21 protein-coding genes, 1 tRNA gene, 2 pseudogenes and 1 riboswitch are annotated in these 20,329 nt (G+C 71.5%); of the genes and pseudogenes, 18 read left to right on the top strand and 6 right to left on the bottom strand.

Annotated features, from left to right (window positions below; all coding sequences use genetic code 11):
• A partial coding sequence (locus HNR68_RS26435; RefSeq protein ID WP_343050426.1) for an oligopeptide/dipeptide ABC transporter ATP-binding protein occupies positions 1-201 on the top strand: 201 nt, incomplete at its 5' end.
• A 59-nt stretch (positions 202-260) separates the two neighbouring features.
• Here the strand turns inward: HNR68_RS26435 and HNR68_RS26430 are convergent.
• Both HNR68_RS26430 and HNR68_RS26425 read right to left on the bottom strand, forming a co-directional pair.
• Entirely contained in the window at positions 261-461 is a 201-nt protein-coding gene (locus HNR68_RS26430) for a DUF397 domain-containing protein (RefSeq protein ID WP_179724435.1), read from the bottom strand.
• A gap of 15 nt (positions 462-476) precedes the next feature.
• Positions 477-1,190: a DUF5753 domain-containing protein gene (locus HNR68_RS26425; RefSeq protein ID WP_179724428.1), complete on the bottom strand. Its 714-nt coding sequence runs from the start codon at positions 1,188-1,190 to the stop codon at positions 477-479.
• A gap of 240 nt (positions 1,191-1,430) precedes the next feature.
• On the opposite strand from HNR68_RS26425, the gene HNR68_RS26420 reads away from it, so the two are divergent.
• The 6 genes and pseudogenes from HNR68_RS26420 (at position 1,431) to HNR68_RS26400 (ending at position 6,636) form a co-directional block, all read left to right on the top strand.
• A complete protein-coding gene (locus HNR68_RS26420; RefSeq protein ID WP_343050425.1) occupies positions 1,431-1,616 on the top strand; it encodes a hypothetical protein in 186 nt (61 codons plus the stop codon).
• A gap of 321 nt (positions 1,617-1,937) precedes the next feature.
• Positions 1,938-2,154, top strand: a riboswitch (cobalamin riboswitch).
• Positions 2,155-2,275: 121 nt separating this feature from the next.
• Entirely contained in the window at positions 2,276-4,561 is a 2,286-nt protein-coding gene (gene metE / locus HNR68_RS26415) for a 5-methyltetrahydropteroyltriglutamate--homocysteine S-methyltransferase (RefSeq protein ID WP_179724423.1), read from the top strand.
• A gap of 126 nt (positions 4,562-4,687) precedes the next feature.
• On the top strand, positions 4,688-5,584 hold the full coding sequence (locus HNR68_RS26410; RefSeq protein WP_179724422.1) for an alpha/beta hydrolase: 897 nt from the start codon (positions 4,688-4,690) through the stop codon (positions 5,582-5,584).
• Positions 5,585-5,594: 10 nt separating this feature from the next.
• Positions 5,595-5,759 (top strand): annotated as a pseudogene (locus HNR68_RS27755) (HTH domain-containing protein); the annotation flags it as partial.
• 37 nt (positions 5,760-5,796) lie between these two features.
• On the top strand, positions 5,797-6,309 hold the full coding sequence (locus HNR68_RS26405; protein ID WP_218888435.1) for a helix-turn-helix transcriptional regulator: 513 nt from the start codon (positions 5,797-5,799) through the stop codon (positions 6,307-6,309).
• Positions 6,310-6,417: 108 nt separating this feature from the next.
• Positions 6,418-6,636 carry a cell division protein SepF gene (locus tag HNR68_RS26400; protein ID WP_179724420.1) on the top strand — a complete coding sequence of 73 codons (219 nt, stop codon included), beginning with the start codon at positions 6,418-6,420 and terminating at the stop codon, positions 6,634-6,636.
• A 7-nt stretch (positions 6,637-6,643) separates the two neighbouring features.
• Here the strand turns inward: HNR68_RS26400 and HNR68_RS26395 are convergent, their stop codons facing one another.
• Positions 6,644-6,952 carry a TetR-like C-terminal domain-containing protein gene (locus HNR68_RS26395; protein ID WP_246331434.1) on the bottom strand — a complete coding sequence of 103 codons (309 nt, stop codon included), beginning with the start codon at positions 6,950-6,952 and terminating at the stop codon, positions 6,644-6,646.
• A gap of 48 nt (positions 6,953-7,000) precedes the next feature.
• Between HNR68_RS26395 and HNR68_RS27065 the strand changes: the two are divergent.
• From HNR68_RS27065 to HNR68_RS26385, 3 genes and pseudogenes are all read left to right on the top strand, one after another.
• Positions 7,001-7,132 (top strand): annotated as a pseudogene (locus HNR68_RS27065) (HXXEE domain-containing protein); the annotation flags it as partial.
• A 249-nt stretch (positions 7,133-7,381) separates the two neighbouring features.
• Positions 7,382-8,221 (top strand): class I SAM-dependent methyltransferase, encoded by an 840-nt coding sequence (locus tag HNR68_RS26390; protein WP_343050487.1) that lies wholly within the window; start codon positions 7,382-7,384, stop codon positions 8,219-8,221.
• 123 nt (positions 8,222-8,344) lie between these two features.
• Complete coding sequence (locus HNR68_RS26385; protein WP_179724413.1) at positions 8,345-9,079, top strand: SDR family oxidoreductase; 735 nt, start codon at positions 8,345-8,347, stop codon at positions 9,077-9,079.
• A gap of 73 nt (positions 9,080-9,152) precedes the next feature.
• Here HNR68_RS26385 and HNR68_RS26380 read toward each other — a convergent pair whose 3' ends face one another.
• A complete protein-coding gene (locus tag HNR68_RS26380) occupies positions 9,153-10,625 on the bottom strand; it encodes a S10 family peptidase (protein ID WP_179724411.1) in 1,473 nt (490 codons plus the stop codon).
• Positions 10,626-10,764: 139 nt separating this feature from the next.
• Here HNR68_RS26380 and HNR68_RS26375 point away from each other — a divergent pair, with 139 nt between their 5' ends.
• The gene (locus HNR68_RS26375; protein WP_246331432.1) at positions 10,765-11,442 is read left to right on the top strand and encodes a uracil-DNA glycosylase; all 678 of its coding nucleotides are present in this window, start codon (positions 10,765-10,767) and stop codon (positions 11,440-11,442) included.
• 755 nt (positions 11,443-12,197) lie between these two features.
• Positions 12,198-12,668 carry a GNAT family N-acetyltransferase gene (locus tag HNR68_RS26365; RefSeq protein WP_179724409.1) on the top strand — a complete coding sequence of 157 codons (471 nt, stop codon included), beginning with the start codon at positions 12,198-12,200 and terminating at the stop codon, positions 12,666-12,668.
• A gap of 70 nt (positions 12,669-12,738) precedes the next feature.
• On the opposite strand, the gene HNR68_RS27325 is transcribed toward HNR68_RS26365, so the two are convergent.
• Positions 12,739-12,864, bottom strand: coding sequence for a hypothetical protein (locus tag HNR68_RS27325; protein WP_281377546.1), 126 nt, complete (start codon positions 12,862-12,864; stop codon positions 12,739-12,741).
• Between the two features lie 3 nt (positions 12,865-12,867).
• On the opposite strand from HNR68_RS27325, the gene HNR68_RS26360 reads away from it, so the two are divergent.
• From HNR68_RS26360 to HNR68_RS26340, 5 genes are all read left to right on the top strand, one after another.
• Positions 12,868-13,608 carry an SAM-dependent methyltransferase gene (locus HNR68_RS26360; RefSeq protein WP_343050424.1) on the top strand — a complete coding sequence of 247 codons (741 nt, stop codon included), beginning with the start codon at positions 12,868-12,870 and terminating at the stop codon, positions 13,606-13,608.
• 48 nt (positions 13,609-13,656) lie between these two features.
• Positions 13,657-14,259, top strand: a complete 603-nt coding sequence (locus HNR68_RS26355) for a DinB family protein (protein ID WP_179724404.1) — start codon at positions 13,657-13,659, stop codon at positions 14,257-14,259.
• A 271-nt stretch (positions 14,260-14,530) separates the two neighbouring features.
• The gene (locus tag HNR68_RS26350) at positions 14,531-15,853 is read left to right on the top strand and encodes an NAD(P)/FAD-dependent oxidoreductase (RefSeq protein WP_179724403.1); all 1,323 of its coding nucleotides are present in this window, start codon (positions 14,531-14,533) and stop codon (positions 15,851-15,853) included.
• Between the two features lie 306 nt (positions 15,854-16,159).
• Entirely contained in the window at positions 16,160-17,287 is a 1,128-nt protein-coding gene (locus HNR68_RS26345) for an ATP-grasp domain-containing protein (protein ID WP_246330541.1), read from the top strand.
• Between the two features lie 90 nt (positions 17,288-17,377).
• Positions 17,378-17,454, top strand: a tRNA-Leu gene (locus tag HNR68_RS26340).
• A gap of 169 nt (positions 17,455-17,623) precedes the next feature.
• Here the strand turns inward: HNR68_RS26340 and HNR68_RS27750 are convergent.
• Positions 17,624-18,019, bottom strand: coding sequence for a Scr1 family TA system antitoxin-like transcriptional regulator (locus tag HNR68_RS27750; RefSeq protein WP_380574311.1), 396 nt, complete (start codon positions 18,017-18,019; stop codon positions 17,624-17,626).
• Between the two features lie 773 nt (positions 18,020-18,792).
• On the opposite strand from HNR68_RS27750, the gene HNR68_RS26330 reads away from it, so the two are divergent.
• The gene (locus HNR68_RS26330; RefSeq protein WP_343050422.1) at positions 18,793-20,232 is read left to right on the top strand and encodes an MFS transporter; all 1,440 of its coding nucleotides are present in this window, start codon (positions 18,793-18,795) and stop codon (positions 20,230-20,232) included.
• Positions 20,233-20,329 lie beyond the last annotated feature (97 nt).

Raw genomic sequence — 20,329 nt, 5'->3', positions numbered from 1 at the left:
CTGCGCGGCAAGCGCGAGGTCATCCGCCTGACCGGCGACGTGCCGAGCCCGGCGAACCCGCCCTCGGGCTGCCGCTTCCGCACCCGCTGCTGGAAGGCCCAGGACCGCTGTGCGGAGGAGGTCCCGCAGCTGGAGGTCCGCCTGGGCGACCACCCCTCGGCGTGCCACTTCGCCGAGGAGCGCCCCCACGTCGTGTCCTGACGGGGAGTTCTCACGTTGAAGGGCACCTCCGACCGCTGGTCGGGGGTGCCCTTCAGCCGTTACCGGTCGAGTACGCCGTCCTTGACGTGGCGTAGGAAAGCCTGCCACTGGCCGGGAGCGACGGCTAAGTGCCCACCATCGCGATCCTTGGTGTCCCGAATCCCAACTGCGTCAAAGCCGAACCCGACCTCGACGCAGTTGCCGCCGTTGCCTCCGCTCCGGCTGCTCTTACGCCAGATGGCGCGGTCTAACCCGTGCATGCCGCGCGCCTTTCGTCAGACACTCTCCAACTCGCTGACCACCTGCTCCAGCAGGGCTGCACTGGCTGAGGGACTCAGGGCTGCGGCCCGCAGGCGGTCAAACGTGAGGGTATAGGTGTCGACGTCGGCTTGGCGATCGTGATAGGCGGCAGACGTGAGGCTTTCCGTGTGGGCGAGTGTCGGCGCCACGTCGTTAGGAAACCTGAGCAGGACGAACGGAAACCCGGTTGCCGGGTGTGCTCCAGCATCGTTCGGAATGACCTGGACTTCGAGCTTCGCTGGCCCCCTGACTTCGAGCAGGAAGCGGAGCTGCTCGCGCATGACCTCCGGCCCGCCGACCATGCGCCGGATCGCGCCCTCGCTCACGACTGCCAGCAGGCGAGTTTGACCACCGTGCAGGAGCCTCGTTTGCCGCTCCGCTCGGACCTTCACTTGGCGGTCGCGTTCTTCGCCGGAGAGTTCAGGGTTCAGCGCCTCGATGATCGCGGTTGTGTAGGACTCCGTTTGGAGCAGACCTGGGATGAGCTCCGTTTCGAAGGTTCGGATCTCCACTGCGGCTGATTCCAGACCGACGTAACGCCGGAACCATCGCGGCACTGCACCGCGGCAGGCCTGCCACCAGCCACGCTGATTTGCGCCCTTCGCAAGGGTTTTGATCTCGTCGATGTCCTCCTGCGACGCCTCGTAGAACCGCAGCAAGGCGTCGAGCTCGGCCCGTTTGGTCGGCACGTCCCCGAGCTCGATCTTTCTGATCTTCGACTTTGCGGGGGGGCGTGGCAGGTGCAGCGGCTTGCGCCGGAGTCGGAGTGGATCCGCGAGGACACCTGCATGGACTGCTGGCGGCGGATCAGCGCCCGGTGGTCGTGAGTGCAAAGACCGGCTGGAGCCGGTTTACGCACTCACGACACCTGACCTGCACAAGCACGACCTTCAGCGAACAAGGGGTGACCAGGGATGTTCTGGCTTCAGGTGAGCACGCTGGTGCTTGTCAACGTGCTGATCGCGAGCATGCTGCTGATCCCCCCGCTGCGGGCGCAGCACGGCGGTGCTGGTGATGGGGCGCTGAACGTCTGGCAGCTGATCGAGGAGGTCGAGACCGAGCGACAACGCGAAGCCGCCTCCACCGGCCGTCACCGCCTCCGGTCGGACCCCTGAACTGGTCCGGTGCCCGATTGCCCCCGACCTCGCGGGCACCGGACCTCCCCGGTGGGCCGGGCGTCGCCCCTCCCCGCGCCCGGCCCACCACCCCACGCTGGGTACGAATTGCGCGATGTGGCGCTGGAGGCGCTGGGTGAGAACGGGCGGACGAACTCAGCGGCACCGTCGAAGAACGCAATTGGCCTCTCGATTTCCCCGCTGTACGTGATCTCGGCCGTTCGGGTGTGGGGCGGATCTCAGCGCGGCGTAGATCGACTTCACCGGCCGTGGCCGGGGGCCGGACGTCGGACGGGCCTTGCCAACGGGGTCCTGGTCGATAGCCTTGGCCGTGCTGGTGGTTCGTCCGCCCCCTGCGGGGGGTGGGCGAGGCAAGAGGGAACCCGGTGCGAATCCGGGACTGCCCCGCAGCGGTGAGCGGGAACGACCGCCGTCATCGAGCACTGGGCCGGAGGGCCTGGGAAGCGACGGCCAGTAGGAGCCTCCGAGCAGGAGAACGCCCGCGAGTCCGAAGACCTGCCACCGGTGCGCCCGCCGACCGGTGGGCGCGGTCCGAGGTCTCGCGGGAGGACCTGGCCGACGAGCGGCTGCTGCCTGCCCGCTGGCCCGCGCCCGCACGACCTCGGCACACCTGATGTCGAGCTCGCGAGGTGAGGGACTTGACCGGCAAGATCGGATCGACCGCGCTCGGATATCCCCGGATCGGGCCGAAGCGGGAGCTGAAGCGCGCGCTGGAGAGCTACTGGGCCGACCGCTCCACCGAAGCGGAACTGCGCGAAACCGCCCGGGAGTTGCGCATCGACACCTGGCGGCAGCTGCGCGACGCCGGGCTGGACTCGGTGCCCGGCAACACGTTCTCCTACTACGACCAGGTGCTCGACACCGCGGTCACCTTCGGCGCGGTGCCGCCGCGCTACGCCGAACTGGGGCTCGGGCCGCTGGACACCTACTTCGCGATGGCGCGCGGCGCTTCCGCGGTGCCGCCGCTGGAGATGACGAAGTGGTTCGACACCAACTACCACTACCTGGTGCCGGAGATCGGCCCGGACACGCGGTTCTCGCTGGCCGACCGCACGCCCGTCGAGCAGTACCGCGAGGCGCTGGAGGCCGGGGTGACCACGCGCCCGGTGCTGGTCGGTCCGCTGACCTTCCTGCTGCTGGCCAAACCGGCGCCGGGCGCGCCGGAACCCTTCCGCCCGTTGGACAAGCTGCCCGAACTGCTCGACGCCTACGCCGAGCTGCTGCGCGAGCTGCACCGCGCCGGGGCCGAGTGGGTGCAGCTCGACGAGCCCGCCTTCGCCGCGGACCGCACGCCTGAGCAGCTGCAGGCGCTCGGCGACGCCTACCGGCAGCTGGGCGGGTTGTCCGCGCGGCCGGAACTGCTGGTGGCGGGGTACTTCGGCGACTTCGGCGAGGCGCTGCGGGTGCTGGCGGCCACCCCGGTGGAGGCGATCGGCGCGGACCTGGTGACCGAGCCGTCCGCTGTGGATTCGCTGTCCGGGGTGCCGGGGCTGCGGGACAAGACGCTGGTGGCCGGGCTCGTGGACGGGCGCAACGTCTGGCGCACCGACCTGGACCGCGCGCTCACCACGGCGGCCACGCTGCTGGGGCTGGCCGGAGAGGTCGCCGTGAGCACCTCGTGCTCGCTGCTGCACGTGCCCTACGACGTCGAGACCGAGGACATCGACCCGCAGATCAAGTCCTGGCTGGCCTTCGCCGCGCAGAAGGTCCGCGAGGTCGTCGTGCTCGGGCGCGCGCTGAAGGACGGCCGGGACTCGGTGGCCGACGAGCTCGACGCTGCCCGCGCCGCCATCGCCGACCGGGCCGGGGCGGCGCGCGTGCGCAACAACCGCGTCCGCGCCCGGCTCGATTCGCTGCGACCCGAGCACTCGCAGCGCGGCGACTACCGGAAGCGGCGGGAGGCGCAGCAGAAGTCCCTGAAGCTGCCGCCGCTGCCCACCACGACGATCGGTTCGTTCCCGCAGACCAGCGACGTCCGCAAGGCGCGCGCGGCGTTCCGGGCCGGGCGCATCGACCGGGCCAGCTACCACCAGCGGATGCGCGACGAGATCCGGCGCGTGGTCGAGCTGCAGGAAGCGATCGGGCTCGACGTGCTGGTGCACGGCGAACCGGAGCGCAACGACATGGTGCAGTACTTCGCCGAGCACCTGGACGGGTTCATCAGCACCGCGAACGGCTGGGTGCAGTCCTACGGGTCCCGGTGCGTGCGGCCGCCGATCCTCTACGGCGACGTGTTCCGGCCCGCACCGATGACGGTGGAGTGGGCGACCTGCGCGCAGAAGCTCACCGCGAAGCCGGTCAAGGGCATGCTCACCGGGCCGGTCACCATCCTGGCCTGGTCGTTCGTCCGCGACGACCAGCCGCTGGCGGACACCGCCGCGCAGGTCGCGATGGCCATCCGCGACGAGGTGCAGGACCTCGAAGCGGCCGGTATCCGGGTGATCCAGGTCGACGAGCCCGCGCTGCGCGAACTCCTGCCGCTGCGCGCGGCCGAGCACGGGCCGTACCTGCGGTGGGCGGTGTCGGCGTTCCGCCTGGCCACCTCCGGGGTCGCCGACTCCACCCAGATCCACACCCACCTGTGCTACTCGGAGTTCGGCGACGTGATCGACGCGATCGTCGCGCTGGACGCCGACGTCACCAGCATCGAAGCCGCCCGCTCCCGGATGGAGGTGCTCGACGACCTCAACGCGGTCGGCTTCGCCCGGGGCGTGGGGCCGGGGGTGTACGACATCCACTCGCCGCGCGTGCCGGACGCGGCGGAGATGACCGACCTGCTCCGCGCGGCCCTGCGCTCGGTGCCCGCGGACCGCCTGTGGGTCAACCCGGACTGCGGTCTGAAGACCCGGGGCTACGCGGAGGTCGAACCGGCCCTGGAGAACCTGGTCAGCGCAGCGCGAGCGGCACGCCGCGACCTGCCCTGACCACGAGCGTTGCGGGCGGTGCGCACTCCCCACCACTCACCGCACCGCCCGCAACACCCTCCCGTGATCCAGTTCACCTGCGAAGGGTGACACGGGGGTGTCGCGCGCGAGTGCGACCGTCGGCGCATGACGATCACTGATGCGGACTGCCTCGCCGAGACCTCGGCGTTCAACGACCGGTTCGAGGCGTCTCGCGGCGAGGTGCCGAAGTCGCTGGAACTCCTGCGGCGCAACCGGGTCGGCGGTGACGCGCCGCCGGTGCGCCTGCCGCAGGGGCAGGACCGCGTCGTCGCGGGTGTGCCGGTCCGGGCGTTCGTGCCGGACCGCGTCGACGGCGTGTACCTGCACATCCACGGCGGCGGCTGGGTGTTCGGCACGGCGGACGGGCAGGACGAGAAGTTGTGGCAGCTGGCCGTCGAGGCGCGGTTGGCCGTGGTGAGCGTGGAATACCGCTTGGCGCCGGAGAATCCCTTCCCGGCCGGGCCCGACGACTGCGAAGCCGTCGCCCGGTGGCTGGTGGACCACGCCGCCACCGAGTTCGGTACCCGAAGACTGCTGATCGGCGGTGAATCGGCCGGGGCCCACCTGAGCGTCCTGACGCTGCTGCGCCTCCGCGACCGGCACGGCATCACCGGCGCGTACCAGGCGGCCCAGCTGACCTTCGGCCCGTACGACCTGTCGATGACACCGAGTCAGCGCTCGTTCGGTTCCCGGCCGCTGCTGAGCAACACCGACTCGCTGCGGCGCAGCTACGAGCTCTTCACACCGGGGATGGGGCCGGAAGCCCGCCGCGACCCGGAGATCTCGCCGCTGTTCGCCGACCTGACCGGGCTGCCGCCCGCCCGGATCGTGGTCGGCACCGAAGACCCGCTGCTGGACGACTCGCTCTTCCTCGCGGCGCGGTGGCCGGCGCCCGTGCAGCTCGGCGTCGTCGCAGGCGCGATGCACGGTTTCACCCTGTTCCCGTTGACCATCACCGAGCGGGAGAAGCAGCGCGAGCGGGACTTCCTGGCGGGCGCGTAGCGTCGAGCCCGTGAACCGGACTGATCGGCTCTACGCGCTGGTGGAGGAGTTGCGCGCGGCGGCCCCGCGACCGCTGACCGTGGCTTCCCTCGCGGCGCGGTTCGAGGTCAGCACCCGCACTGTGCAGCGCGATCTCCAGGCGTTGCTGGAGACGGGCCTCCCGGTGCGCACCACGTCCGGGCGTGGCGGGGGGCTGGTCGATCGATCCGGCGATGACGCTTCCGTCGATCCGCTTCACCGCCGACGAGGCCTCGGCGCTGGTCGCGGCGCTCGCGGTCGCCGACGCTCCCTACGCCGACGCGGCTCGCACAGCAGCTCAGAAGATCGCAGCCTCGATGACCGGCCCCGCGGCCGATGCGGCGCAGGGGCTCGCCGCGCGGATCGTCGCGCTGCCGGACCGGACCGCCGGATCGGTCCGGTCCGCAGTGGAACACGCCCTCACCACCGGCACGGTGCTGCTGCTGTCCTACGTAGACGAATCGGGGCGGAGGAGCGATCGCGCGGTGGAACCCGCCGGGCTGCTCACCGCTGGCGGCAGCTGGTACCTCATCGCCTGGTGCCGCGAGCGGCGAGCTGGCCGGGGCTTCCGGCTGGACCGGATCGCGACGGCGACGCCGACCGACGAGAAGTCGCCGCCCCACGACCTGGCCGACTTGCTGCTCGGCTCGGCCGCCGCAGGCGCGGTGCGCCCCACCGCGCTGGCCCCGCTGACGCCGCCGCGGTGAGCAGCGGGCGATTGCTCCGGCAAGGACCTGGTGGCTCGTCCGGCGAGGTTGAGCTGGGGAGACGTGCTTGCAGTTGACTTCCCGCCGCAGCGGGCAAGACTGAGGGGCGTGGTCAAGACGCTGCACCCGCAGAACTACGCCGACGTCTACCACGTCGGCGACTACTTCCGGCAGGGCAACTCCGTGCTGATGGACCTGTCGGCCCTGTCCAACACCGAGGCCAGACAGCTGGTCGACTTCGCGGCGGGGATGGTCGTGGCGCGGGACGGCAGCATGGAGCGCGTCGCGCCGAAGGTCTTCCTGCTGACGCACCCGAAGGGGGCGTGAGCGCCGGTCACGGCTCCGCTGCGATCGCCCGCCGGGCGGCGCTGACCAGCGTTTCGGCGGTCGCCCGGTCCAGCTCGCCGACCATCAGCCAGTGGTAGATCAGCGGGCCGAAGACGAGGTCCCGGATGGTCCCCGCGGTGAGGTCGTCGCGCAAACCGCCCTGCTGCCGCCCGCGCTCCACCAGCTCGGTGATCGCGATGTCCCTGTTCTGCAGGTAGTGCTCGTGCAGCAGCGCGCCCAGCTTGGCGTTGCGCCCGCCCTCCGCGTGCACGCCGAGCACGACGCGCCCGAGCGGCGCGGCGGCGAGCCGGGTCAGCTCGGCGTAGCCGTGCTCGGCCAGGAGCTCCGCGGCGGCCGTCCCCTGATGGGGCTGATCGTGCTCGCCGCCTCCGCGAGGGGAGCGCAGACCGGCGGCAGGTCCCCGTTCTTCCAGAGCGCCCTGTTCGGCTTCGGCGCGCACGGCTTCGGGCACCTCGCGCTCACCGCGCTGCACCGCGGGTACACGCCCGGCGTCGCGACCGCGCCCACCGTGGTCATCCCGTACTCGCTGTGGGCCTGGCGCGAACTCGGCCGGGCCGGGGTCCGGCGCGACGGTTCCCGGGCGTGCGGGGGGGCTGATGATCCCGGTGGCGCTGGCGGCGGTGCACGGCGCCGCGCGGCTGATCACCCGGTGGCGGAAAACCGGTTGATCTCATCGGAGTGTGGAGTAAAGTTCCCCGCTGCGCATTCAGACGAGGGGGATTCCGTGGCCGCACCAGTCGATCCGTCCAATGTGGAGCAGCTGCGCGCGTGGGACGGGAACCAGGGGGACCTCTGGACCGCCCGAGCTGAGCGGTTCGACGAGGGAGTCGCCGGTTACCAGCGCAAGCTCCTCGACGCCGCGGAGATCGACCGCGCGTCGAAGGTGCTCGACATCGGCTGCGGCAGCGGGCAGACGGCGCGGGACGCGGCCCGGCGGGCGGCGGACGGTTCGGTGCTGGGCGTGGACCTGTCCTCCCGCATGATCGAGCTGGCCCGCGAGCTGGCCGCGCGGGAGGAGCTGTCCAACGTCGCGTTCGAGCAGGTCGACGCGCAGGTGCACGACTTCCCGGAGGCGCACTTCGACGTCGCGGTCAGCCGCCACGGGGTGATGTTCTTCGGGGACCCGCTCGCGGCGTTCCGCAACATCGCGCGGGCGGTGCGCCCCGGCGGACGCCTGGCCCTGCTGACCTGGCAGCCGGTGGAGCGCATCGAGTGGATCGTCGCGTTCCGCACCCTGCTGACCGGTGAAGTGCCGAAACCGCCGTCGAGCGGCCCGAACCCCTGGTCGCTGAGCGACCCCGACGTGGTCCGCGAACTGCTGACCGCCGCCGGGTTCACCGACGTCCAGCTGACGGGCCTCGCCGAGCCGATGTACTTCGGCCGAGACGTCGACGACGCCTGCGACTTCGTCACCGACCAGCACGCCTCGCTGCTCGACGACCTCACCGCGGACGAGAAGGCTCGCGCGATCGCCGACCTCCGCGCGAACCTGGCCGAGCACCAGACCGAGCGCGGCGTGTACTACGACTCCGCGGCCTGGCTGGTCGAAGCCCGCCGCAGCTGACCCGCCAGCACGAGCCGCTCCGGTTGCGGAGGACCAAAGCCCCCGGTTGAAGCCCGCCGCCGAGGGCATCCTGAAACCGGCCGACCGCGACCTCAGAGCTCCGAGAACGAGGGGGGCGACCACATGAAGATCGCTGTCATCGGTGGGACCGGGCGCATCGGATCGCAGGTGGTCGAGATCCTGAACGCGAGCGGGCACGAGGCGGTGCCGCACTCGCCGTCCACCGGACTGGACCTGCTCAGCGGGCAGGGCTTGCGCGAAGCGCTGGACGGGGCCGACGTCGTCGCCAACCTGACGAACTCGCCGACCTTCGACGAGTCCTCGCTCGAGTTCTTCCGGAAGACCACGGACAACCTGGTGGCGGCCGCCGGGGCGGCCGGTACCGGTCACGCGGTCGTCCTGTCGATCGTGGGCGCCGACCGGGCGCCGGACCTGGCCTACTACCGCGCCAAGGTGCTGCAGGAGGACGTCCTCAAGGCCGGTCCGGTGCCCTACTCGATCGTGCGGGCCACTCAGTTCTTCGAGTTCGTGGACGCGGTGCTGTCCTGGACCGCCGACGAGAACGAAGTCCGCTTGCCCGCCACGCGCGTCCAGCCGATGGCCGCGGCCGACGTCGCCCGAGCAGTGGCCGATGTCGCCGCGGGTGAGCCGCTGCAGGGCACGCGCAACGTGGCCGGGCCCGAGGTCTTCGCGCTCGACGAGCTGGGCCGGATCACCCTCGCGGCCCGGGGCGACCACCGCGCCGTCGTCACGGACAACAGCGCTGGCATGTTCGCCGCCGTTTCCGGCGACGCCCTGATCGCCGAGGACGACGCCGTCATCGCCGGGACGACCTACCGGGAGTGGCTCGCGCGCTGACCGGCCCTTCCGCGCGGCGGAGCGACGACCGAGGCCCCGCCCCCGGTTGGGAGCGGGGCCTCGACGAAGTCCACTAAGGACGGACGCGGACGAACTCCGCGAGGTGCGCGGACTGCTCCAACCGCGAGGGCTCGTGCACGTACATCATGTGGCCCGCCGGGTAGTAGCGGACGTCGATGTTCTCCCGCAGCTCCGCCGGGATCGGCAGCCGCGCCAGCACGTGCTCGGCCGCGAAGTACGGCGTCGCACCGTCGGTGTAGCCGCAGCCGACGTGGATCCGCAGGTGCGGGTTGGCCTGCATGGCCGCGCTGAGCTTGTCCACCACCGACACGCTCGCGCCCTCGAACTCCTTGTACGACCAGGGCTGCACCCGGCTGGAGAGCATCTCGTACGGCAGGTCGTTGGTGTAGTCGAGCTCTTCGCGCACGTAGTGGTTGATCCCCGCCGCGTACGCGCCGAGGATGCCCGAGATGCTCGGGTCGTCGGTGAACCGCTCGCCCGCCGCGTCCGGCTCCCAGCCGGTGAAGCGGCCGTCCATCCGGCCCACCGTCTTCCGCTGGTCGCGCAGCAGCTCGGTGAAGAACCGGATGTGCTCGATGCGCATGTTCGCGCGGTCCACGTAGTCCTCGGAGAGCCCGGACAGCTCCGCCACCCGGCGCACGACGTCCGCCCGCTCCTCGGCGCTCAGCCGCGCGCCGCGCGCGAGCGCCCACGGGTAGTCCTCGGAGGCGAACTTCTCGGCCTCGTCGAGCACCTCGCGCAGCGGCCGGTCGCCGTGCTTGCCGTGGTAGTGCGCGATCGCCGCGTAGGTCGGCAGGTACAGCGAGTACGGCAGGTCGTTGCCCTCGGTGAACCGGATCGTGCCCATGTCCAGCACCGAGGAGATGAGCAGCAGGCCGTTCGGGAACAGCCCGTACCGGGACTGCAGGTGTTCGGCCAGCGCCGCCGCGCGGAGCGTGCCGTAGGACTCGCCGGCCAGGTACTTCGGCGACATCCACCGGCCGTTGCGGGTGGTCCACAGCCGGATCACCTCGGCGATCGACTCGATGTCGCGCTGGTAGCCGTGGAAGTCGCCCGGGTTGCCGCCCTCGACGGCCCGCGAGTACCCGGTGGACACCGGGTCGATGAACACCAGGTCGCTGTGCGCCAGCAGGGTTTCCGCGTTGTCGGTCAGCCCGTAGGGCGGTGGCGCGAGGTCACCCGCGTCACCGGAGAGGACCCGCCGGGGGCCGAGCAGGCCGAGGTGCAGCCACACGCTCGCAGACCCCGGGCCGCCGTTGAACGCGAAGGTCACCGGCCGGTCGGTGCCGGGTTCGGAGTCGACCACGTAGGAGGTCAGGAACACCTCCGCCTTGGCCTTGAACCCGTCGAACTTGCCGTCGGTGTGCACCTCTTCGCGCAGCACGACCCGCCCGGTGGTGGCGGTGTAGGACAGCTGCCCGCCGTCCACGTCGATCGTGTGGTGGGTGCTGACCAGGTCATCGACCGGCTCTGCCGGGGTGGTCGTTTCCTTGCTCTCGTCGGTCTTGTCCGCGCTGGCTGCCATGCCGACCACATTACGTGCCGCCGAGAGCCTTTTCTGCGACTTTGGGGAGGTGCCCACCACGTCCAAGCTGATCACCGATCCGGTCGGCGACCCCGCCACCGCCGCCCCGACCGCCGCGGGACTCACCGAGCTCGACGGGCTGATCGCCCGCTGCACGGCCTGCCCGCGCCTGGTGGCCTGGCGGGAGGAGGTGGCCGAGGTCAAGCGCGCGGCGTTCCGCGACGAGGAGTACTGGGGCCGCCCGGTGCCCGGCTTCGGCCCGCCGGACGCGGCGATCGGCATCGTCGGCCTGGCCCCGGCGGCGCACGGCGGCAACCGGACGGGCCGGATCTTCACCGGCGACCGCAGCGGTGACGTGCTGTTCCAGGCGTTGCACGACGTCGGGCTCGCCTCGCAGGCCGAGGCCCGGCACCTGGGGGACGGCCTGGAGCTGTACCGCACCAGGATCACCGCGCCGGTGCACTGCGCCCCGCCGGCCAACAAGCCGACCCCGGCCGAGCGCGACACCTGCCGCCCGTGGCTGGTGCAGGAGCTGGACCTGCTCCGCCCGACCCTGCGCGTGGTGGTCGTCCTCGGCGCCTTCGGGTGGCAGGCCCTGCTGCCGGTGCTGGCGGACGCGGTGTGGCAGGTGCCGCGCCCGCGCCCGAAGTTCGGCCACGACGTCCGCGCGGAGCTGCCGGCCACCGACGGCGGCGCCCCGCTGCACCTCCTCGGCTGCTACCACGTCAGCCAGCAGAACACCTTCACCGGCAAGCTCACGCCGGCGATGCTGCGGCAGGTCCTGGAGCACGCCAAGCAGCTGGCGGGGGTGGGGTGAGGTCGAGGACCACGCGAGGGTCGCCACGGCCAACCGGTGCTGCGTGACGCCGAGCGGCGTCGGCCAGGACTTCCCCGGGGGCGGCACGACGCACTCGGCAGACGTCCTCAGCACTACGCGAACTCGGAGGTCCTCGACCGGGGAGCGGCGACGCGGGTGGCCGAGCGCGTCGGGCTGACCGACCCGTCGACCGTCGCGCGGCTGGCTACGGCGGGGCAGCGCCTGCCCGCGTGGGACGACTCCGTCGGCGGCCCCAGCGGTTGTCGGAGCGGTTCCCCGTGCTGGGGCTGTCCAACGCCAGTCGCACCGCTCTGCTGCGGCTCGACGCTCACGCCGGGCTGCGGTGGCACCAGGCCTGTCCGCCGAGGTCGTCCAGGCCTACGAGCCGGCGCCGGAGGTCGACGGGCTGGCCGTCGACACCGCCGGGTGCCCGCCGGAACGCGTGCTCGTGGTGGCCGCCGACGCCTGGGACCTCCGCGGGGCTTGCGGACCGCCGACGTCCACCGCTCGGTCGGGGACCCGCCGAGGCCGTCCGGCACCGTCGACCGGCGCTTCGACGACCTGGACGCCCTGGTCACCACGCTGGCCTCGTGAGTGCGAAGACCGCCTCCAGCCGGTTCCCGCACTCACGACCACGGCGGCGTGCGCGTGACGCGGACCGGCGCGGAACGATCTCCCGGATGCCGACACGCGACCCAGCTGGGACCACTGCACGCGACGGGCGGCTGGTCGAACGGAACTCGGGGAGCCGATGCGTGGACGACGTCGGGCTGCGGCCGGCCACACCAGCTGACGAGGAACTCTGCTACCAGCTGCACCGCGCCGCCATGCGTGACGACGTCGAAGCGGTCTGGGGCTGGGACGAAGCCGACCAACGGGACTACCACCAGCGCGCCTTCGACCCCGCCCGCACGCGCATCATCACGGTCGGCGGCCGTGATGCCGGGGTCCTGATCGTGGACCACCGGCCGGCCGAGACCTACCTGGGACGCAACGAACTGCATCCAGACCACCAAGGCCGAGGCATCGGCGGCCGGCTCATCCAGCAGCTCCTCGACGACGCCGCCGCCCGCCACCGACCTGTGGTCCTCGACGTGCTGACCGTCAACCCGCGTGCCCACCAGCTGTACCGGCGCCTCGGCTTCCAGGAGGTCGGCCGCCACGGGGGGAACGGCATCAAGATCCGGATGGTGGCCGAACCCCGCCGGCAGGCCGAGGGGGCTTGACGTGCTCGCCGTCGGCGCCCGCGGGCTCCGCGGAGTTCGGCGACGACGTCCCGCACGGTCGGCTCGGGGTTCACGGTGCGATCATCCGCGGGTTGGCGAACAGCGAGTCGTCGATGACGACGTCCGCCATGCGATCGCGGAAATCCAGGTGCACGCCAGCGGTCCCGGCGATCACCCTGGCCGCATGGATCGTCAACGGGTGAGCGCACTGGCCCACGCCGACCACCCCATCGCCGCGCCGGTGAGCGCGTCGAGCGTGCAGTCGTTGGTCCGTCAGGCCGCCTGCCCGCCGGACGCGCTCGTGCTCGACCTCGGTTGCGGGGCAGGGGAGTGGACCCTGCGCGCGCTCCAGGAGTTCCCCGCGGCGGAGGCCGTCGCCGTCGACCTGTCGGAGCCCGCGCTGCGGCGCGCCGGAGCCGCTGCCCGGGAACGCCGGCTCGACGACCGGGTGACCTTCGTGCGCGGAGACGCGCGCGAGCACCGGCCACCGCGGGCCTGCGACCTCGTGCTGTGCGTCGGGGCGACGCACGTCTTCGGTGGGCTGGAGGGCACGCTGCGGGCGGTGGACCCGCTCGTCGCGCCCGACGGTGCCGTGCTCGTCGGGGAGGGGTTCTGGGAGCGGCCACCGGACCGGGCCGCGTTGACCGCGCTCGACGCGACGCCGGACGACTTCCGGGACCTGGCGGGCACGGTGGAGCTGGTCCAGCAGAACGGGTGGACGCCGGTCTTCGGGCACGTCAGCGAGCCCGGGGAGTGGGACGACTACGAGTGGTCCTGGACCGGTTCGCTGACGCGGTGGGCGCTCGACCACCCCGACGCCCCGGACGCCGAGGCCGCCCTCGCGGCGGCCCGTGAGCACCGCGGCGGCTGGCTGCGCGGCTACCGGGGCGTGCTCGGCTTCGTCTGCCTGCTGCTGCGCAGGCGTCCTCCGCGCACCTGAGCCGGGTCGCGCCGCGACATCGTCGGTGCGGCGTGGAAGGCTCTCGCCATGGGATCACCGAAGTCGGACCTGGAGCTCTACTTGGGCGCCGCGCGGGACGCGCTGCTGGGCAAGCTCGACGGGCTCTCCGAGTACGACGTCCGCCGCCCGCTGACGCCGACGGGCACGAACCTGCTCGGCCTGGTCAAGCACGTCGCGACCATGGAGGCCGGGTACTTCGGCGTCGTCTTCGACCGGCCCTTCCCGGAGCCCATGCCCTGGTTGGCCGACGACGCCGAGGCCAACGCGGACATGTGGGCGACCGCCGACGAGTCGCGGGAGTGGGTCGTCGACCTCTACCGCCGGGTGCGGGCGCACTCGGACGCGACCATCGACGCCCTGGAGCTGGACGCGCCCGGTCGGGTCCCGTGGTGGCCGGCGGGCCGGGACGAGGTGACGCTGCACCGGGTCCTCGTGCACGTCATCGCCGAGACCGACCGGCACGCCGGGCACGCCGACATCGTCCGCGAGCTGGTCGACGGACAGGTCGGGATGCAGGCCCCCGGCGACAACCTCCCGGACGCCGATCGCCAGTGGTGGGCGGACTACCGGGCCGAGCTGCAACGCGTGGCGGAGGACGTGGCTCGACGGTGCGGCGGCGGCCCCGGGTGAACGGCGGGTGAACGTTCCTGAGATTTCGCCAAGATCCGCACCGGGGCCGGGCATCGCTGTTCAAGATTCGGTATGGTGGCTGGAACCAGCCCCCATGACACCTCGGTGGTGTCACCGTGACGCCACCGCTCACCACCCCCGCTGGGGTGCGTACACAGCGCGTTTGGCCGCACACGGCGCGTTGACCGTGATCGAAGCCACTCGCGACTGGCGTCACATTAAGGGGGGTCGGCGCAGCGCGGACACGGTCCGTGGTGCGACCATGTGAACCATGGCTGGTAAATCCGATCCCACGCGGATTCTCATCCTCGGCGGCGGTTACGTCGGCATGTACACGGCACTTCAGCTGCAGAAGAAGCTGGGGCGCCGGGAGGCCTCCGTGACGGTCGTCGACCCTCAGCCGCACATGACCTACCAGCCCTTCCTCCCGGAAGCGGCCGCGGGCAACGTTGAGCCCCGCCACGTGGTAGCGCCACTGCGACGAGTGTTGAAGCGGTGCCACGTGGTCACCGCCGCCGTCACCGAGATCAAGCACGACCAGAAGGTCGTCACGGTCGAGAACCCGCAGACCGGCACTGAGCAGATCGGCTACGACGTGCTCGTCGTGGCGCTGGGCTCGGTCTCCCGGCTGCTGCCGATCCCCGGCCTCGCCGAGGAGGGCATCGGGCTCAAGACCGTGGGCGAAGCCACCTACCTGCGCAACCACGTGCTGGGCAAGATGGACGCCGCGGCCAACACCGACGACGAGGAGCTGCGCAAGCGGCTGCTCACCTTCACCTTCGTCGGTGGCGGTTTCGCGGGCGTCGAGGCGTTGGCCGAGCTGGAGGACATGGCCCGCTTCGCGACCCGCTACTACCAGAACATCAAGCCCGAAGACATGGAGTGGGTGCTCGTCGAGGCCGCTGGCCGGGTCATGCCCGAGGTCAGCGAGAAGATGGGCGTCTACGTGGTCAACGCGCTCGAGGAGCGCGGCATCAAGGTGTACCTCAACACCTTCCTGAAGTCGGTCGAGGGCGGTCACGCGGTCCTCTCCGACGGCACCGAGTTCGACACCGACACCCTGGTGTGGAACGCGGGCGTCAAGGCCAACCCGGTGCTGAAGAACAGCGACCTGCCGCTGGACGAGCGCGGCCGCGTCAAGGCCACCGCGCACCTGCAGGTCGAGGGCCTGCCGGACGTCTGGGCCGCGGGTGACTGCGCCGCGGTGCCGGACCTGTCCAAGACCGACGAGAACCCCGGTGCCACCTGCGCGCCGTCCGCGCAGCACGCGGTGCGGCAGGCCAACCAGCTGGCGAAGAACGTCCTCGCCTCGCTGCGCGGCAAGCCGACCAAGGAGTACCGCCACGCGTACGCGGGTTCGGTCGCGGGCATGGGGCTGTACAAGGGCGTCGCCGACGTCTACGGCTTCAAGGCCAAGGGCTTCCTGGCGTGGTTCATGCACCGCTCCTACCACGTGAGCCGGATGCCCACGTTCAACCGGAAGCTGCGCATCATCATCGACTGGACGCTGGCCTTCCTCTTCAAGCGCGAAGTGGTGTCCATGGGCCAGATCCAGAACCCGCGTGCGGCCTTCGAGCGAGCTGCGGAGAGCTGAGCGGGGGCAGGAGCGACGAAGCCGCGTGTCACTGGGGCACGCGGCTTTCGTGCGTCAAGGATTCCTGCTCCGTGCGGGCTATCTGGTGATCAGCTATCCTTGACAGCCTGTAGTGAGGGATCGCAGTCTCACGTCGAGGTGTTCACCTGATCGGGTGTGTTACGTGGGGGGAGGGGTGAATCCCTTGACGCTGAAGGAGTTGGCGGCGTTGTTCCGCAGCGGTGCCGTCGAGGAAGGGCCGCTCGCCGACTTCGCGGCCGACTACCGGGAAGCGGCCGAGATCTTCCGGAAGAAGGACGACTGACGATGGCATCGGTCGAGGGACAGCCCGATGGCACCGGGGGTGTCCCCGAGCCGTCGCTGCACCCCACACCGATGCTGTTGCAAGGGCAGGACTACTTCTTCCGCGCCTCCGCCACCCCGCTGGACTTCCAGGAGCGGATGTTCGGCGCGGACCTGGTGGACGACGAACCGGGCGATCCCGTCCCGTGCGTGCTGGTGCTGGCCCGCGCCGCGGACATGGAGATGAACGAGCTGTCGCTCGCGCTGGCCGAGGACGACATCCGCGTGGCCCGCATCGACGCCGACCGCTGCCTGGACCTCCCGCTCACCGTCCACACCGACACCCCGCTGCTGGAACTGCACCGCTGGCTGCTGCGGCCGGTGCTGGTCTGGCGGCGGCACTTCGACATCGACGCCATCCCCGTGGACCCGACCACCGTGCACGGCGCCTACGTCCGTGAGCAGTGGCGCGCGGTGGCGAACTGGCTGTCCAGCCGGAAGGACTGGGAGCGGGTCAACTCGGTGCGCGTGAGCGAGCACCTCGACCGGTTGACCCAGCTGCAGGACGCGGCCGCGGTCGGTCTGCGGGTGCCCCGCAGCACGGTGACCACGATGCCCGGCCGCAGCCGGCCCGGTGGCGGGCGGTGCATCGTCAAGACGGCCGGTCACCACCTGCTCGAACCCGAGCCCGGCGCGCTGCGCGGTCTGTTCCCGCAGCCGCTGGACGTCCGCCGCAGCGGCGAAGCCCGCGAACCGGCGCCGGTGCTGGTGCAGCAGTTCGTCGACGCCGGCCGCGAGCTGCGGGTGTTCGTGGTCGGCGACCGGACGATCGGTTTCCGCGTGCAGAAGCTGGACCCGGCGCAGCTGTGGGTCGACCCGGAGTCGGTGGTGGTCGAGCCGGCGGAGGTCCCCGAGTCGCTGGCCGAGCGCCTGCTGGAGCTGTGCCGCACGTGGGGCCTGGCCGTGGCGGGCTTCGACCTGCTCGGGGTCGGCGACGACTGGGTGTTCCTCGAGGTCAACGTCAACTGCGACTGGCGCTGGTTCGAGCACCGCGCGGGGTCCGCGGAGGTCTCCACGGCGGTGCACGACTGGGTGCGCACCCGGTTCCAGGAGCTGTCGGCCACGGCGTCCGGCGGGTGGGGCCCTTGGTGAACCAACCGACCAGGTGCAGATCGGCGGAGCCGGGAACCGACCCGGGCTCTCCTGCGTCCTAGAGGTGCGGTCGGCCTGTGCCGATCACCAGCCCCCGTAGCCCAACTGGCAGAGGCAAACGACTTAAAATCGTTCAAGTGTCGGTTCGAACCCGACCGGGGGCACCACCACCGCAGGTCAGCGGCTGTTGACCAGATCTCCCGCACTGGCCCGACGGACGCGCATCGAACCGGTCAGCGCAGGTCGTGCTTCCCGCTCTTCACGTCGCGGAGGTGGGCCGACCACGCCTCGGGCGTGAACGGGAGGACAGGGCTGGCCGCGCCGAACTCGCTTCCTTCACCCCGGTCGCTCCCGGAACGCCCGCCACCCGGACGCACGCGTCTCCACCGCCGTTGCTGCGGCTGCTCTTGCGCCGGTGCGCGTGGGTGAGGTCGGGGGTGGGCATGACGTGCTCCCCCGACGTGCCCACGACTCGCGGGCGAGCCGGTCGAGGAAGGTGATCGATTCCCTCTGGCCCAGGGCCTTGGCGCGCAAGGCGCTGGAGGTCAGGCTGTGCGTCTCGACTCCGGCCGGACCCTCCGAGCAGCGGCACCCCGTCGAGCAGCCGGCGTGGGCCACGTCCGGGTCTTCCGCGTAGGACAGCAGGATGAACGGCGCTCCGAGCGCTGGGACCGCTCCGGTGCTGAACGGGATCACCTGGGCCGTCACGGTCGGCAGCTCGGCGCTGGGCACCTGGCGTCCGGTGACTGGTGGGCGTCATGCGTTTCCCGTTGTGGCAGGCCGAGTTCCGGTCGGTGAGCCGGTCACCGCCTACTGCGGGGCGACGGCTGACGCTGCTGAGCTGCGCGACCGGTCCGAGGTGGACTGGGTGCGGGAGAGGACCTGCGTGGACTGCTGGCGCGTCCTCGCGGACCGCACCTGACCCGCCCGTCCCAGCCCGCCGAGGAGACCGTGTTCGGGCTCCACCTGGGCGCGCTCGTCCTGATCAACCTGCTGATCGCCGGCTCCGCGCCGGTCCCGCTGCCCCTGCTCACCCGAGCCCTTCCGAGTCGTTCCGCCGGAACGGGCTGGGCACCCCGGGACCAGGACGACACCGCGTCCGGAGAGGAGTCGAAGGGTCGTGAGGTGTCGGGCGGCTGCGGGCCGACGGCACCCATCGGCTGGCTGCTGAAGGATTCGTCTCACCGTTCCCGCTCCAGGAGCGCGGAACGGTCGGGATTCTCGTCCTTCACGTCTCTTCCCGTGAACGTCCAGCGGCCGACAGCGCCATCGCGCTGAGGGCGGCTGTGGAACGGACGCAGGTCGATCACCGATCTCCAGCGAAGGCGGTGCACCGGCCGACGACGACATCCCGATTTCCCCGCGATCGGCGGCGATTCGCGCCCACGAGAAGATGACCCGACCGCCGACCGCTGCCCCGACTGGCCGCACGCCCCCATCGGACGAATATCACCGGTCGTCCGCGTGATCCAGCTTGCAGGGTTCTGCGGTGGTTGCAAGCTGGCGTGGTGATTGCCGCCGACAGGAGCCGCAACGGTTTGTGGGCACAGGACCATCGCAACTTCACCATCGGGATGGTCCTGCTCGTCACGCTGGTCGCGTTCGAAGCGATGGGGCTGGCGACAGCTCTGCCGACGATGGTGCACGAGCTGCACGGCGAAGTGTGGTACTCGTGGCCCTTCACGGTGTTCCTGGCGGCCAGCGTGATCGCGACCGTGCTGGCGGGCCGCGTGGCCGACCGGCGGGGCCCCGCAGCGCCGGTGATGGCAGGACTGGCGGTCTTCGTGCTGGGGCTGCTCGTCGCCGGCCTCGCCGGCGACATGCCGACGCTGCTGGTGGCGCGCGCGCTGCAAGGACTCGCCAGCGGCAGCCAGAGCGTCGGACTGCTCGTGCTGATCGCAGTGGTCTACCCGAAGGAAGTCCAGCCCGCGGCGTTCGGTGCGATCTCCTCGGCGTGGGTGGTCCCAGCCCTGATCGGCCCCACCGTCGCTGGACTGGTCACGCAGTACGTGACGTGGCGTTGGCTGTTCCTGGGCCTGGCTCCGCTCGTGGCCCTGGGCGCGGTGCTGGTGGCGCCCACTGTGTGGCGTTGTGCCGCGCGTGCGGGCAGTGCTCCAGGAGGCCGTGGCTTGACGCCGGCCGCCGTGGGCGCGGCCTGCGGTGTGGTGGCGGTGAGCTGGGCCGTCCAGAACCCCTCACCGCTCTCGGTGGGACTCGGGGCGGCAGCGATCGTCGTGGCCGCAGCGAGCCTGCGCGTGCTGCTCCCGGTGGGGACGCTCCGGGGGCGTCCGGGCTTGCCGGTGGTGGTGCTGGCGCGTGGGCTGCTCGCCGGCACCTTCTTCGGGGCCCAGTCGTTGGTGCCGCTCCTCCTGTCTGCGGTGCACCACTACTCACCGGCCACGGCCGGCCTTCCCCTGACCGTGGGCTCGTTGGGGTGGACCGCCGGAGCGGTGTGGCAGGCCCGGAAGCGGGAGCTCAGTCGGGAGAAGCTGATCCTGGCGGGACTCCTGCTGGTGGCCACCGCGGTCGCCGGGCTCGTGCTCGTCGCGCCCTCGTGGGGGCCGCACTGGCTGGTGTTCCTGCTGTGGGGCGTCGGAGGTGTGGGGATGGGCATGGGGGTGGCGAGCACGTCGACACGAGTGCTCGCCCTGTCCCCGGCCGCTGAGCGCGGCTTCAACTCGGCTGCGCTGCAGATCTCCGACATGCTGGGGCAGGCGGCGCTGGTCGGCCTCGGTGGCGGTTTCGTCGCGGTGCTCGGAAGCACCCGGGCGCCCACGCCAGGAGTGGTCCCGTTCGCCGTGTTCCTCGCGGTTCTCGCCGTTGTGGGGGCGAGTCTGGTCTTCCGGTCGAGCCGAACGACCGCACTCCGCTCCGGTGGTCTTCCTGCTGCCAGCGCCCCGGCGAAGCCGGCGAACACGGGACACGGCGAGAGCGCTCCCACGTGAGCGCGAGCAGGACGACCCGCGGAGGAGCCCGCGTCGCCAACCACGCCCACGGTCTCGGCGGGCTGGACCGCGGGTGCGTGCACATGCCCTGGCGGCT

The organism is Saccharopolyspora hordei, from assembly GCF_013410345.1.
In the GTDB taxonomy this organism is placed as follows: Bacteria; Actinomycetota; Actinomycetes; order Mycobacteriales; family Pseudonocardiaceae; genus Saccharopolyspora; species Saccharopolyspora hordei.
Note: the sequence above shows the minus strand (reverse complement) of the source record. Positions and strands in the feature narration are given on the sequence as shown.

Excerpts from the sequence above, each read along its gene's own strand:
- HNR68_RS26380 (WP_179724411.1), bottom strand. The coding sequence starts at position 10,625 with ATGGCAGCCAGCGCGGACAAGACCGACGAGAGCAAGGAAACGACCACC.
- HNR68_RS26345 (WP_246330541.1), top strand. The coding sequence starts at position 16,160 with ATGGCATCGGTCGAGGGACAGCCCGATGGCACCGGGGGTGTCCCCGAG.
- HNR68_RS26410 (WP_179724422.1), top strand. The coding sequence starts at position 4,688 with ATGACGATCACTGATGCGGACTGCCTCGCCGAGACCTCGGCGTTCAAC.
- HNR68_RS26350 (WP_179724403.1), top strand. The coding sequence starts at position 14,531 with ATGGCTGGTAAATCCGATCCCACGCGGATTCTCATCCTCGGCGGCGGT.
- HNR68_RS26405 (WP_218888435.1), top strand. The coding sequence starts at position 5,797 with ATGACGCTTCCGTCGATCCGCTTCACCGCCGACGAGGCCTCGGCGCTG.
- HNR68_RS26430 (WP_179724435.1), bottom strand. The coding sequence starts at position 461 with ATGCACGGGTTAGACCGCGCCATCTGGCGTAAGAGCAGCCGGAGCGGA.
- HNR68_RS26385 (WP_179724413.1), top strand. The coding sequence starts at position 8,345 with ATGAAGATCGCTGTCATCGGTGGGACCGGGCGCATCGGATCGCAGGTG.
- HNR68_RS26355 (WP_179724404.1), top strand. The coding sequence starts at position 13,657 with ATGGGATCACCGAAGTCGGACCTGGAGCTCTACTTGGGCGCCGCGCGG.